We start from the raw sequence: 13,561 nt of genomic DNA, 5'->3' as shown, positions 1-13,561 counted from the left end.
AGGAGAAGGGTGCCAGGTGCCGATGGGCGACGTAGACGGTTGGCGGACGCTGGGCGTCCGGCTAGCGCAGCTTCGACGCGCCGCCGGTTACAACCAGCACTCCTTCGCACCCCTGACTGGCTACGCCCGCAGCACGATCGCGAACGTCGAGACCGGCCGGCAGAGGGCGCCGCGTGAGTTCTGGCAGCGCTGCGACGAGCTCCTCGGGGCAGCCGGTTCACTGCTCAGCCTCTATGACCAGGCGATGCGCCAACAGCAGGCTCCGCCCCCCATGCCTGAGGAAGCGGAGCTCGAAGCCGTCGACACGCATGCTGCGCCCACCGCGGTGGCAAGAACGTCGACGAGTCCTGTTGACCCCGCCATCGTGCCGCACTGGATGAGCATGCTCCGCATCCTCGCCGCTTCCCACGACGCGTTCGGCCCACGTCGGCTCCACGACGTCGTTCGGGGTGAGCTGAACATCATCCGAAGGCATCGCGCCGGCGCAGCCGGGCAAACCCTGCGGGAGCTGCTGCGGGTCGAGTCGCGGTGGGCGGAGTTCGCCAGCTGGACCGCCGACAACCTCGGCGACAGCCAGGATGCAGCGTACTGGTTGCGGCAGTCACTATCGATGGCCCGAGAAGCGGCTGACGGCAGGATGGCGACCTACGTCCTCATGCGGCAGGCGCAGCGCGCTGTCGAGAGAGGGGACAGCGCCCAAGCTATCGCCCTCGCCGAGTTCGCCGATGCCAGGAAGGAGTCGACAGCCCGTGATCGGGCGCTGTGCGCTGTCCGAACCGCCCAGGCCGCCGCGCTCGCTGGACAACGAGCGCGCTGCCAATCCGCGCTGCAGAAGGCGCATTCGCTGGTAGGAGCTGCCGACGGTCTCGACGACCCAAACACCATCGGCCTGCACTGCACCCGCACCTACGTGCTGGCGTACGAAGGGCAATGTCATCTGATACTGGGCCAGACGAAGCAGTCCATCGCTGTTCTTGAAGCTGTGTTGAGGGCCTGGCCATCCGCGTACCGGCAGGACGAAGCGCTCGCCCGTGCCTGGCTCGCAACCGGCTACGCGAACCTCGGTCGAGTGGATGAAGCTGCTGACCAGGGCGAGCAGGCGCTCACTATCGCACTCGATGCCGGATCTATCCGTCTGATCAAGGCGCTGAGTCGTGTGGAGCACGAGCTCGGGTCTCGACGAGTGACGGATGAGTCGCAGCGTTTCCGCGACCGACTTGCCGTTGCGGATCAAGTAGTCGGCAGAATGGGCCAGTGAACCTATGGACCACAGCAACGACCACGGAGGCCGGCCGCCACGCCGCATCAGTAGCTGTTCTGCCAGTCGGCAGCTTTGAGCAGCATGGTTCCCACCTCCCGCTGGCCACGGACACGATCGTCGCCAGCGCGATCGCCGCAGCCGTGGCTGATCGCTACGATCTGCTGCTACTTCCACCGATCACGATTTCCTGCTCACACGAGCACGCCGCCTGGCCCGGAACGGTGAGCATCTCCGCACGCACCCTAGACGCGATCATCACCGATGTGAGGGAGTCGCTTCAGCGCTCGGGCGTGGAGCGCCTCGTAATCGTGAACGGTCACGGCGGAAACTACGTGCTCTCGAACATCGTGCAGCAGGCCAACGTCGCCGGACCTCAGCTCGCGCTATTTCCGAATCGGACAGCCTGGGAGACTGCATGCCAGGATGCCGGAATCGTGGGCACCCTGCATGACGACATGCACGCCGGGGAGATCGAGACCTCGATTCTGCTTCACGTGGCGCCGGAGACCGTGCGCGACGGCTACGAGCTAAGCGATCACGTCGCCGAGCATCCGCACCTGCTTACGCTTGGAATGGGCGCTTACACCGAGTCCGGGGTGATCGGACGTCCCTCACTCGCAGCGAGTGGGAAGGGGCAGCGGATCGTTGAAAGCCTGAGCGCTAGCTTCCGGAACACATTGGACATGTTGGTGTAATACCTGCATCTTGGTGGAACAGAAGTCGACGTGGTGAACGACTTAGCCCTGTGTGCGCGGGGACCGTCATTCCAGGCCCTGCCACCGGTCGCTGCTGTTCGGACCACCCCCGCGTGCGCGGGAAGCAGGTTAGGGCGTTGCCCTGCCACATGAGAATGTCGGGATCACCCCCGCGTGCGCGGGGAGCAGGGCACGTACCCGCAATCGTGGACGGCCCAGGCGGGATCACCCCCGCGTGCGCGGGGACAGCAACCCCGTTGATGCCCCGCCGGATCATCTCCGGGATCACCCCCGCGTGCGCGGGGAGCAGAACTGCAACCTGGGCCACGTCAACCTGGACGCCGGATCACCCCCGCGTGCGCGGGGAGCAGATCGCCGTGTTCTCGGCGAGGATCGCGCCGACGGGATCACCCCCGCGTGCGCCGAGAGCAGTTTCCCTCGGCCAGGGCCCGCTGCTCGGCGGCCGGATCACCCCCGCGTGCGCGGGGAGCAGACCGAGTCGACGTCGACGGTGACGGGAAGGGTGGGATCACCCCCGCGTGCGCCGGGAGCAGATACCGGCCCGTGCGGCCATCTCCGGCGCCGCCGGATCACCCCCGCGTGCGCGGGGAGCAGGCTTCGCGGCGATCCATGCGGACTGGCCGGGCAGGATCACCCCCGCGTGCGCGGGGAGCAGGAGCCTGCGACCATCGTCTTGCCGGCGTTGCCCGGATCACCCCCGCGTGCGCGGGGAGCAGATCGGGTCGTACCCCAGGCGGGCCACGGTCGCCGGATCACCCCCGCGTGCGCGGGGAGCAGGCCTGCCCGAAGTTGTTCCGGTAGCAGGTCCAGGGATCACCCCCGCGTGCGCGGGGAGCAGTCGGACGAGGACGCCGAGCGGTACACCAACGCGGGATCACCCCCGCGTGCGCGGGGAGCAGACGCGGCAGCGGCACCACATGCCGCCGTCGCAGGGATCACCCCCGCGTGCGCGGGGAGCAGTCCCGCTGTCCCGCACCCCGCGAGGCGACGACGGGATCACCCCCGCGTGCGCGGGGAGCAGGGCATGACCCGGCAGGACGTACTGGATGACCCGGGATCACCCCCGCGTGCGCGGGGAGCAGTGGGCGCTGATCTCCGTCCAGGTCCAGAAGGTCGGATCACCCCCGCGTGCGCGGGGAGCAGATGGCCAGCGCGCTACCGGCGGTGCCGCCAGCCGGATCACCCCCGCGTGCGCGGGGAGCAGGACGTGCTGGTCCGGTCGGCGTTCGGGTTGACGGGGATCACCCCCGCGTGCGCGGGGAGCAGAGACGGCCGTCACGACGTCGCTGACGTCGAGCAGGATCACCCCCGCGTGCGCGGGGAGCAGCATCCCCCACTCGTGCACGATCGGCCACTCGCCGGATCACCCCCGCGTGCGCGGGGAGCAGGCCTTGTCGACCTGGCCGCGGGAGTCCCACGACGGATCACCCCCGCGTGCGCGGGGAGCAGGCGGACCCGGCGCCGTCCTGGACGCTCGGCGCCGGATCACCCCCGCGTGCGCGGGGAGCAGGCTCCGCGCCCTTGAAGACCGGCTTGATGTACGGGATCACCCCCGCGTGCGCGGGGAGCAGGACCCGTGGACGCCGCTGGCGCTCGTCAGGCTGGGATCACCCCCGCGTGCGCGGGGAGCAGGTGAACCCGCGCCCGGGTGCCCGGTCGGCGCCGGGATCACCCCCGCGTGCGCGGGGAGCAGACTAATTGACCTGCGGCGCTAAAGATCGACTTCCCCGATTTCATTCACTAGGGCCTGCAAGATCATCCTTTCGGTGCCGGCTGACAATAGGAGGTCGGTGTTCCCAACAGCGTAGTTGGTTTAGGCCAACGCAGGGCGAGCGGCGGACACGACAAACGACTGGCGGTGCGCAGTGGGGGTGCTCAGATGCTGGCTCCCCGGTAGGGGCTGCCGATTAGCCAAGGGGGCGTTGTGCCGTGTGAAGCCGTCGCACCAGCGTGCTGGACTCTGAGACGCGTCGGACTACGGCAGCTGCTGGCGTAGCCGTTCGCCGTGATTCTTTAGAGCGCAGCCCGCCGTCTGTGGGCAGGCCTACTCGATGTCGGGGAGTTCGAGGTTCCCGCCAAAGAGGTTGTCGCCCACTTCTCGCGCCAGTGCCGCTCCGGCCTTCGCAGTCTCTTCAAGGGCCGTACGGAAGTCGACGAGCTTTCGGAATGCTTCGCCGTATGCCTGCTGCTGGGCCAAAGGAAGCACCGGGATGGTCAGGCGCTTCACGTCGATGCGTACCGAGCCGGTGGAGGCTCGGCCGGCGACCCGCACGTTGTCTGTAAGGGACAGAACACCCGCGATGAACCAGGGGTCGAATCGGGTGTTGTCGACGCGTACGAGCTGAACCCCTGGGCCCAGTGCCGCGCCGATCTGCTCTGTCGTGGCGACCCGTGCATGCACCTTCGTGCCGATGGCTGGCATGAGTATGTCGCCGGCGTGAACCAGTGGCGATGCGTCGTCGGCGTCACGGCTTGTTGATCCACTTGCGGGGCTTCCGCTGATGATGTCGGCGGCGGTGAGCACCGAGGAGGTGACGGCGCTATGACTGGCTTGTCGGCGGCTGGTCGCGCGAAGCACGGAGATACTGCCCGAGCGGATCAGATCGCCAATATCGGCGTGCGGCGCAGCGCGTAATGGTGCGACCTGCGTCCCTCGTACCGGGGGCAGGTGGTCTCGCAGTTCACCCAGCAGCCGTTCGAAGCCTTCGATCCGGCGGATGATCTCGTTTGGATCGGTCGGCAGCGTGCTGGCGCGTGGCAGGTAACGCTGGGGCGTCAGGTCGACTTGATCGTCGAGCGTTTCGATGACGGGTACGGTGCGGCACACCCCCGGTTCGTCAACCTGCTCACCCGACAGGTACGCATGCCAGGCCGGCTCCACGATGTTGAGGAGGGTGCGGTCGGGCAGCGCGGCTGTGGTGTCGACGACCAGAAGACCGCCGGTTGGTGGCAGATGAGCATCGGGTTGCGTGAGGACCCAGATGTGCAGGCCGATGGCGGTCGGCGGCATGAGGCCGGCTGGTAGGGCGACAACGGCGCGAAGAGCCCCGCGGCGGATGAGCTCGGCACGGACGCGGCGCCCGGCGGGACGCGACGCAGCGGCAGGTGGCATGAGTACGACGGCGGTGCCACCGGGCGAGAGGTGGGCCAATGCGTGCTGGACCCAGGCTAGTTCGGGCTCGGTGCGTGGAGGTAGCCCGTAGACCCAGCGAGGATCGTAGGCGAGCCGATCATGACCCCAGTCGTGAATGCCGAACGGAAAGTTCGCCACCACGACGTCGGCTCGCAAATCGGTGAACGCGTCTGCGAGCAGACTGTCGCCCACATGCACCACCGGTGGGTCACTGGGGGTCCCCGCCTGTTGAGCGCGCAGTTGGACGAACCAGAGACGAAGAAGCGTGATCAGCGCGTATTGAGGCTTGATCTCCTGCGCGTAACAACGTATGTCGTTGCCTGCTCGCAGCGCCTTGTCGGCAGCCATGCGCAGGAGGGACCCGGTGCCGCTGGTGAAGTCGAAGATCCGGGCGCCGGAGCCGGTGAGCGCAAGCATGACCTCGGCGACGCTATCGGGGGTGCCAGCCAGTCCGGACATCGAGTTGGCAGAAGTGACGTACCGGTGGTGCAGATACTCGAAGGCTGCTTCCGGAGCCTGCTCCGTGGCGAGTTGCCGCACGGCTTCCAGTACGGCGGCAAGTTGTGGTGTCCACTTTGCGGGTAGAGCTTGGTCGATGGCGTCGGCCAGGTTCTTGTCCAGGGCGCGTAGGCGGGCGACGAGGCGCTTCGGGTCAGGCAGTGCTTCCTCCGCCGATTCGCACTGCCGGCGCACGAGGAGATAGGCGCCGGCGATGGCGAGCGCGTCGGTCATCTCCGCCGCCGGCTGATAGCTCTCGATGTGTTGCCAGGCCCGTTCTCCGGCATCCGCCTGGTGTAGTCGTCCGTGCTGAAGCAGCCACTGCTCGACCTCACGTGCGTCGAAGGACGGGCTGCTCGGGGTGCCGCCGATGGGGGCCGGGAAGTCGGCGTACCTGCGGCGCCAATTGCTGACCGCCGCACGGCCGACGTTGGCGAGCCGTGCGATGCCGCTGGCGGTCAGGGTGGTCTGTCCGCGGAGCGGGTCGGCCTGTGTTGTCACACGTGAACGCTACCATGAGGGTAGGGCTTGTGTATCGCGTTCACAGCCGTTACTTTGCTCCATGTTTGGTTATATCCATCCAGGTCTGTGGGAGGACCAATGCCACGTCGCGGACGCAGCACGACCGTCGGAAAGTTCGCCAAGCTGTACCAGGACCGCCGGGTCTCCGAGATCCGCATGCTCGGCGAGTCGATCCGTCTGGAGCAGCGGATGGCGTCGCCGGAACGCACCCTCGAGCCCTCGATCTCGGAGCTCGTCCCAGCCCGCTGACCAGCCCTACCGCTACATCTCACCGTCTACCTAAGGAGGACCATGAACACCTTTGTTCGCAGCCGTCTCGTCAGTCGCTTCGACATGCTTCCCGCCGGTGGAGTACCTGCTGGCTGGCGCGCATCGCTACGGTGGTCGCGCCGCCATCTCTATCGAAGCGCTTGCGCGGGTTCGTCTTGACCCGGACGTCGGTCGTGCTGTGGCCCGGGCGTACATGGCGGCGCCGACGTGTGAAGAGCGTGCCTTCAAGTCTTACGCGGCGTTCTGCCGAGAGACAGTGCGTCAATATCACTTCCTGGTCGGCCGAGTCGAGTTCGGCGGCCTCGGATTGGCCGTGCGCGTCGTCGACGATGACCCGTACACGTGCGCCGAGGCCATGGCAGCCGACCTGCGGCGGCGTCGGTTGAGAGTGTGGGCGAGCGCGGCGAGCGGCAACTCGCACCCCTACCTCAGCGACGGGGAGAACGACATGTTCCGCGCGGTCCACGACGCGTTCGGGCATGCGGCCAGCGGTCGCGGCTTCGACCGTCACGGGGAGGAGGCGGCCTGGATGAAGCACGCGTCGATGTACTCGGTGCTCGCCCGGCGTGCCATGACGACAGAGACGCGTGGGCAGAACTGCGCACAGATATTCCACTACCAAGGGGCCCGATTTCCCGAGCAGAAGGCAGCTCTGCTGCCGTCGGCGTTCAGCGACCCCGGCCGCCGGCCGATCCTGATCGGGAACCAGCAGCCGTCTTGATGTTGCCGAGCTGTGCGATCTCTTGGCGCAGCTCCGCAACGATCGCGTCGTCGGACGCGGCCACGCGGAGGCGGTCCTGAAGTAGCTTCTCCAACTGCCGGCGCGCTCGGTCGTGTTCGCCGAGGGGAACATGGACCAGCGCGGCGCGGCGCCGGAAGTCGAGGACCAACTCGTGGCCGTCACCGTGCCGCTGTGCGACATCGTCGGCGAGTTGTCGCCACGCTCGAGCGGCGGCGCGGTGTTCCCCGGTCTCCTGGAGGCGCTCAGCCTGCTGCTTGGCCAGGTCGGCGTCCCATTCGTTCTCATGGGCCAGCGGTCCCGCGGGCGCCGCCGTCGAAGTTGTCGACTGGCCGAGGACGGCAGCGTAGGCGCGCGCGGGATCGATGCCGTCGATGACGACTCCGGGCAGAGGTGGAAGGTTGTCGGCCAGCACTACGAGCGCGCGGTACGTCTCGGCCGCGCTCGTCGGCCGATCGTGCGGACTGACCGCCATCAGCGAGTAGATCAGGTCGTCGAGCTCGGCCGGAACGTCGGCGCGGAACTCGGTCGCCCGCGGCGGGGGATCCCCCAGCTGGCGATGGACCGTGGTCATGGTGGTGAGGCCGTCGAAGGGCGCCCGGCCCGTGAGCACGTCGAACAACGTAGCGCCCAACCCGTACAGATCGGTGCGATGGTCGACAGGGCTGTTGGTGACCTGCTCCGGAGCCATGTAGCCGATGGTGCCGAGGCTCTGGCCCGACTGCGTGATCCGCGAGTATCTCTCGTCATCTCGCATCACGGCCAGGCCGAAGTCGAGGACCTTGACGGCGCCACTGCGGTCCAGCATGACGTTGCTCGGCTTGATGTCCCGGTGAACCAGATCGATGCGCTGCGCGGCAAGCAGGACGCTGCTGATCTGGGCGCCAATGGCAGCTACCCACGCGATCGGGAGTGGGCCGTGCTCGGCGACCAGGTCCGACAGTGTGATGCCTTTGATCCTTTGGAGAACCACGAAGGGTCGGCCGTCGTGCTCGCCAATGTCGTAGATGGCGGGTATGCCAGGGTGGTCGAGCCGGGCGGTCAGAAGCGCCTCTCGGCGAAAGCGACGCACCAGGTCCGCTTCCAGGGCACCGACGACCTTGACGATCACCGGACGTTCCAATAAGGCGTCACGGGCTGGCCAGACCTCGCCCATCCCCTTGTGCGCCAACGGATACCGGCTTACCGCGTACCGACCCTTGAGGCACTCGCCCGCCACCACGTTCGTCAGCATAGCCGCCGTCCACACTCCAGCGGACTAGCGACATCACCGTGAGCGTCGGCTACAAGACAGATGCTTGCAAACGTACTTCACAAGTGCTCTACTGGCGACGAGTGTGAGCCGGATGGATGTCTCTCCCGGCGGGCCGCGGTCGCCTGCTCAGGTCACGGGCGGCTGCAGTGATGCACTGAATTCTGTTCGCCGATCCATGCCGGGGGAGAAAACGATATGGCTGAGTTGGCCATCGACAGGGGTTTTCTCCCCGCGTACGCCAAACTCGATCGCCGCGTGCAGCGCGCCGTCGACGCAGCCATCGGAAAGTTCGCGCAGCACACCCACGCCGGCATGCACCTGGAGAAGCTCACCGGGGCACGAGACCCAAACATCCGTACGATCCGCATCGATCAGTTCTATCGCGGAGTCGTGGTCGCTCTCGGCGCGCAACGCTACGCGCTGCTGAACGTCCTGCCGCACGATGACGCGATCGCCTTCGCCGTGAGCCGACGCTTCACCGTCAACCAGGCGATCGGCGTCCTGGAGATGCGCGATCAGGCGGGCATCGAGGAGTTCGCCCGCACGACCTCGCACGAAGACCCCTGCAAGGGCCTATTCGTCGACGTCTCGATCGCGGACCTGACACGACTCGGCGTGGACGAAGACCTCATCCCGCTGCTGCGGCTCATCACCACCGACCGGCAACTCGAGAGCCTGGCCGGGCGGCTTCCTGACGTGCAGGCCGATGTCCTACGCGGTCTTGCCAGCGGACTGACTGTCCAGGATGTCTGGATCGAGTTGGCCGACCGGATCGTCAGCGGCGTGGACACCGAGGACCTGCTGGCAGCTGCCCGCCGCACACCCGAGCGAATCGCGTTCGTCTCCGGGCCGGTGGAGTTGGCCGCCATCCTGGCTCATCCGTTCGACGTGTGGCGCACCTTTCTGCACCCCACCCAGCGCGACGTCGCCTTCCGCGAGGCCTACAGCGGTCCGGCGCTGGTCACCGGCAGCGCCGGCACGGGTAAGACCGTCACCGGCCTGCACCGGGCGGTCTTCCTCGCGCAACGCCTGCCCGGCGACGGTACGAAGGTGCTGCTGACCACCTTCACCAGGGCGCTCGCCGACGCCCTCGGCCGGCAGCTGCACCGTCTGACCGAAGACCCCACTGTGCGCGCGCGCATTGACGTGATCAGCGTCGACAGGCTGGCGTACGAGATCGCCACCCGAGGAGACAAGAAGATCAACATTGTCGAGAACGAAGTGCTCGACGGTCTTTGGGAAGCGGCGGCGAAAGCCGGCCCCACTTACCTCAACCGGGCCGGCCGGACGACCACGTTCAGCGGCGCCTTCCTCCGACGAGAGTGGGAGCAGGTGGTGCTGGCGCAGCAACTGACCAGCATGATGGCCTACCGTGACGCCCCACGTCGAGGGCGTGGGGAAGGGCTCCGCGCGGCGCAGCGGGAGCAGGTATGGACCGCCATCGAGTCGGTCGTACGCGAACTGGCCAAGCGGCGGCTGCGCACCCACACACAACTCGCCGACGATGCGGCCGTGATGGCCAGCCAGTCACCCACGCCGTATCGACACATCGTCGTGGACGAGGGGCAGGACCTTCATCCGGCTCAGTGGCGCCTGCTACGTGCCCTCGTTGCACCTGGCCCCAACGACCTGTTTCTGCTCGCCGACCCATACCAAAGGATCTACGACAGTCACGTGTCGCTGGCGCAGCTCGGCATCCACGTCCGAGGCCGGACTCGCAGGCTCAACGTCAACTACCGAACCACGCACGAGATCCTGGACCTGTCGGTCCGGGTCCTCAACGGCGAGGCGGCCATCGGCCTCGACGGCGAGGACGACACGCTGCGCGGCTACCGCTCCGTGACTCGCGGCGGCGCGCCCACCGTGAAGGCGTACGTGAGCCGGGAGGACGAGCGCGAAGCGCTGATCGAGCAGGTGGGTACCTGGCTCGACCATGGCGTCGAACCCCACGCGATCGGCGTCGCCGCCCGTACCGGACAGATGGTCACCTTCATCAGCAGGACGCTACGGGAGGCCTACATCCCCGTGGCCGACGAGAAGCGCGGAACAGACGGAGTCCGGGTCGCCACCATGCATCGCATGAAGGGACTCGAGTTCCAGTGCCTGGCAGTCGTCGGACTGGACGAGGGCGCCCTTCCCGCGCCTCACGCGGTGACGCCGCTGACTGAAGACCCGCACGCCCACAAGCAGGACCTGCAGCGCGAGCGGTGCCTGCTGTTCGTTGCGCTGACCCGGGCCCGCGACGTGCTCTACCTGTCGCACAGCGGCCATCCCAGCTCACTCCTGCCGGAGCAACGATGAACCTCCGCACCGACTCGCACGGACCGAAGCTGGGCGACGCCACCCGGGCGGTCTGGGGAAAGACCGACCGCAAGGGCACATCACCGGTCGGATGGCTCCCGCTCTGGCGGCATCTCGCCGATTCCGCCGACGTGGCGGGCCGGCTGTGGGACCACTGGCTCAGCCCTGCGGTACGCCGCCGTATCGCCGCCGAACTGCCCGACGGCGACCGCGACGCCCGTACCCTGGCCGTCTGGCTCGCCGGCGTGCACGACATCGGCAAAGCCACGCCCGCTTTCGCCATCCAGGCACCCGCTCTGGCGCAGCGGATGCGCGACCGAGGGCTCGACTACGACCGGGACCTGATCCGTTCCGATCGCAGGTACGCCCCGCACGCTACCGCGGGGCACGTCATTCTGGCCGACTGGCTGGGCCGACAGGGCTTGACCGACCCGCACCCGTACGCCGTCGTCGTCGGTGGTCACCACGGCGTCCCGCCCACCGACGAAGGTCTCCGCGACGTTCAAATGCGTCGGCACCTGCTCGGAGACCAAGCGTGGGAACAGACGCAGGAAGAGTTGCTCGCCTGGATGACCGAGCGCTGCGCGGCAGCCGATCGGATCGTCTCCTGGGACGCGGTGCCACTGTCGCAGCCCGCACAAGCCGCGCTCACCGGCATCGTCATCGTCGCCGACTGGATCGCCAGCAACGAGGAATTCTTTCCCTACCTGCTCGACGGCTCCGACGCCGACCGGCTGCAAAGCGGCTGGCACCTGCTGGACCTCCCCGTACCCTGGCTTCCCACCGCGGCGCCCCTGCGGGTAGACGACCTATTCGAGGCGCGCTTCGAACTGCCCGTTGGCGCGACCCCGCGCCCTGTCCAGCGCACCGTCGCCGAGCTCGCCGCTACGATGCCCACGCCCGGGATGATGATCGTCGAAGCGGCGATGGGAGAGGGCAAGACCGAAGCGGCTCTGGCCGCGGTCGAGATCCTCGCCAGGCGGACCGGCGCCTCCGGCTGCTACCTGGCGCTGCCCACCCGGGCCACCAGCGACGCCATGTTCGGCCGGATGCTGTCCTGGCTACGCCGCCTGCCCGACGCGCACGCCAACCGCGGAGACCGTGATGTGCGGTTGGCCCACGGCAAGGCGGCGCTCAACCCGGACTACGACCGACTCCGCGCCACATCGCTGCCAAGCGGCATCGCGGAGGACGTCGGTGGTGCCGCCATCGGCGTGCACAGTTGGCTGGCTGGACCGAAGCGGACTCTCCTGTCCAGCTTCGTCGTGGGCACCATCGATCAGTTGCTTTTCGCCGCGCTGCGCGGCAAACACCTCGTGCTGCGACACCTCGGACTGGCAGGCAAGGTCGTCGTCATCGACGAGGCACACGCCTACGACGTCTTCATGAGTCAGTTCCTGGACCGCGCTCTGGAATGGCTCGGCGCCTATGGTGCACCGGTCGTCGTGCTCTCCGCGACCCTGCCCGCCCACCGTCGTGCTGAGCTGATGGCGGCCTATGACCGGGGGCGGCTCGGGCCCGAGAAGCCGCCCGGCTGGCGTGACCGAGGCAAGCCACGCATCGACCGGTACGCGGTCCTCCGCAACGATCTGCGCTATCCCCTCGTCACCACCTCAACGGAGGGGCGAGGCGCCACCGCGGTCAGCTGCCCCGAGTCCGGACGCAGCATCGAGATCACGGTCCGTCCACTGGCTGACGATCTGCCGACGATGGTGGAGTTGCTTCGCGACCGTCTGGCCGACGGCGGCTGCGCCCTGATCGTCCGCAACACCGTCGCGCGGGTTCAGGAAACCGCCGCTGCTCTGCGCGCGGCGCTCGGACCGGACACCCCGGTATCGGTGGCGCACTCCCGGTTCATGGCCGTCGACCGCGCCGCGAAGGACCGGTGGCTACGTGACACCTTCGGTCCGCCGGGTAGCGCACAACGGCCACGACGCCACGTCGTGGTCGCCAGCCAGGTCGCCGAACAGTCCCTCGACATCGACTTCGATCTCCTCGTCACCGATCTCGCTCCGATCGACCTGGTGCTGCAGCGCATCGGCCGGCTGCACCGCCATCCGCGCGGCGATCGGCCTACCCGCCTCACGAAGCCGGAATGCTGGATCGCCGGAGCCGACTGGCTCACCGAGCCGCCGCAGCCGGTCAACGGCTCCCGCCGTGTCTATCAGCCAGCCGCACTGCTGCGCAGTGCCGCCGTGCTCGTGCCGTACCTCGACGGCCTACGGCTGCGGCTCCCGGCGGACATCGCCCCTCTCACCCAAGCTGCCTACGGTCCTCAACCGGTCGGGCCGCCATCCTGGCAGCCCGCGATGGCCGAGGCCGAAGCGAAACAGCGTGACGAGATCGCCGCCAAGGAGCTCAAGGCTGACGGCTTCCGGCTGGCCAGCGTCGCCGACCCTGGAATTCCTCTGCTCAACTGGATCTCCGGTGGCGTCGCCGGCGCCGACGACCGGATGGCTCAGGGGCATGTCCGCGACAGTGACGCCGAGTCGCTCGAAGTCCTCCTTCTGGTACGGACCCCGGAGGGACTAATCCTCCCGCCATGGATCGACGGAGGTGGTGTACCCGTGCCAACCGCCAGCGTCCCACGATGGCCGTTACCCCGTCTGATCGCTCGCTGCACCCTGCCGCTGCCTCGCACGATGACTGCCAACGACGTGATCGATGAGGTCGTCGCAGACCTGGAACGACGCACCGATGTCAGCGCCTGGCAGGACAACCACTGGCTCGCCGGCGAACTCGTGCTTGACGTCGACACCGATGGCAGAGCCACCGTGGCTGGCTTCGATCTGCAGTACAGCCCGGACGAGGGTCTGCGTGCCGTCCGATCCGGCACCTGAAATCACGCTTGTCAGCCAAGGAGACG

General features: G+C 67.8%; 8 protein-coding genes and 1 CRISPR repeat array. Of the genes, 6 read left to right on the top strand and 2 right to left on the bottom strand.

Annotation, left to right across the window (positions count from 1 at the left end):
- Positions 1–22 precede the first annotated feature (22 nt).
- Together O7607_RS00670 and O7607_RS00665 are read left to right on the top strand one after the other, a co-directional pair.
- On the top strand, positions 23–1,258 hold the full coding sequence (locus O7607_RS00670) for a helix-turn-helix domain-containing protein (protein ID WP_269700294.1): 1,236 nt from the start codon (positions 23–25) through the stop codon (positions 1,256–1,258).
- Positions 1,255–1,956, top strand: a complete 702-nt coding sequence (locus O7607_RS00665; RefSeq protein ID WP_269700292.1) for a creatininase family protein — start codon at positions 1,255–1,257, stop codon at positions 1,954–1,956. Before O7607_RS00670 ends, O7607_RS00665 begins: the two co-directional genes overlap by 4 nt.
- A gap of 100 nt (positions 1,957–2,056) precedes the next feature.
- Positions 2,057–3,670: direct repeats of the CRISPR family, unit length 28 nt; unit sequence GGATCACCCCCGCGTGCGCGGGGAGCAG.
- Positions 3,671–4,021: 351 nt separating this feature from the next.
- On the opposite strand, the gene O7607_RS00660 is transcribed toward O7607_RS00665, so the two are convergent.
- Positions 4,022–6,109, bottom strand: a complete 2,088-nt coding sequence (locus tag O7607_RS00660; RefSeq protein ID WP_269700290.1) for an N-6 DNA methylase — start codon at positions 6,107–6,109, stop codon at positions 4,022–4,024.
- A 99-nt stretch (positions 6,110–6,208) separates the two neighbouring features.
- Here O7607_RS00660 and O7607_RS00655 point away from each other — a divergent pair, with 99 nt between their 5' ends.
- Positions 6,209–6,379, top strand: coding sequence for a hypothetical protein (locus O7607_RS00655; protein WP_269700289.1), 171 nt, complete (start codon positions 6,209–6,211; stop codon positions 6,377–6,379).
- Positions 6,380–6,476: 97 nt separating this feature from the next.
- Positions 6,477–7,121, top strand: a complete 645-nt coding sequence (locus O7607_RS00650; RefSeq protein WP_269700287.1) for a hypothetical protein — start codon at positions 6,477–6,479, stop codon at positions 7,119–7,121.
- Here O7607_RS00650 and O7607_RS00645 read toward each other — a convergent pair.
- Positions 7,069–8,373 (bottom strand): serine/threonine-protein kinase, encoded by a 1,305-nt coding sequence (locus O7607_RS00645; RefSeq protein WP_269700286.1) that lies wholly within the window; start codon positions 8,371–8,373, stop codon positions 7,069–7,071. The genes O7607_RS00650 and O7607_RS00645 overlap by 53 nt on opposite strands.
- A 216-nt stretch (positions 8,374–8,589) precedes the next feature.
- Between O7607_RS00645 and O7607_RS00640 the strand changes: the two genes are divergently transcribed.
- Both O7607_RS00640 and cas3 read left to right on the top strand, forming a co-directional pair.
- Positions 8,590–10,695, top strand: coding sequence for a UvrD-helicase domain-containing protein (locus O7607_RS00640; protein ID WP_269700285.1), 2,106 nt, complete (start codon positions 8,590–8,592; stop codon positions 10,693–10,695).
- On the top strand, positions 10,692–13,535 hold the full coding sequence (gene cas3 / locus O7607_RS00635) for a CRISPR-associated helicase Cas3' (protein ID WP_269700284.1): 2,844 nt from the start codon (positions 10,692–10,694) through the stop codon (positions 13,533–13,535). Before O7607_RS00640 ends, cas3 begins: the two co-directional genes overlap by 4 nt.
- The last annotated feature ends 26 nt before the right edge of the window (positions 13,536–13,561 follow it).

The organism is Micromonospora sp. WMMA1949 (genome assembly GCF_027460145.1).
GTDB lineage: Bacteria > Actinomycetota > Actinomycetes > Mycobacteriales > Micromonosporaceae > Micromonospora.
Note: the sequence above shows the minus strand (reverse complement) of the source record. Positions and strands in the feature narration are given on the sequence as shown.

Excerpts from the sequence above, each read along its gene's own strand:
- O7607_RS00640 (WP_269700285.1), top strand. The coding sequence starts at position 8,590 with ATGGCTGAGTTGGCCATCGACAGGGGTTTTCTCCCCGCGTACGCCAAA.
- O7607_RS00645 (WP_269700286.1), bottom strand. The coding sequence starts at position 8,373 with ATGCTGACGAACGTGGTGGCGGGCGAGTGCCTCAAGGGTCGGTACGCG.
- O7607_RS00670 (WP_269700294.1), top strand. The coding sequence starts at position 23 with ATGGGCGACGTAGACGGTTGGCGGACGCTGGGCGTCCGGCTAGCGCAG.
- cas3 (WP_269700284.1), top strand. The coding sequence starts at position 10,692 with ATGAACCTCCGCACCGACTCGCACGGACCGAAGCTGGGCGACGCCACC.
- O7607_RS00655 (WP_269700289.1), top strand. The coding sequence starts at position 6,209 with ATGCCACGTCGCGGACGCAGCACGACCGTCGGAAAGTTCGCCAAGCTG.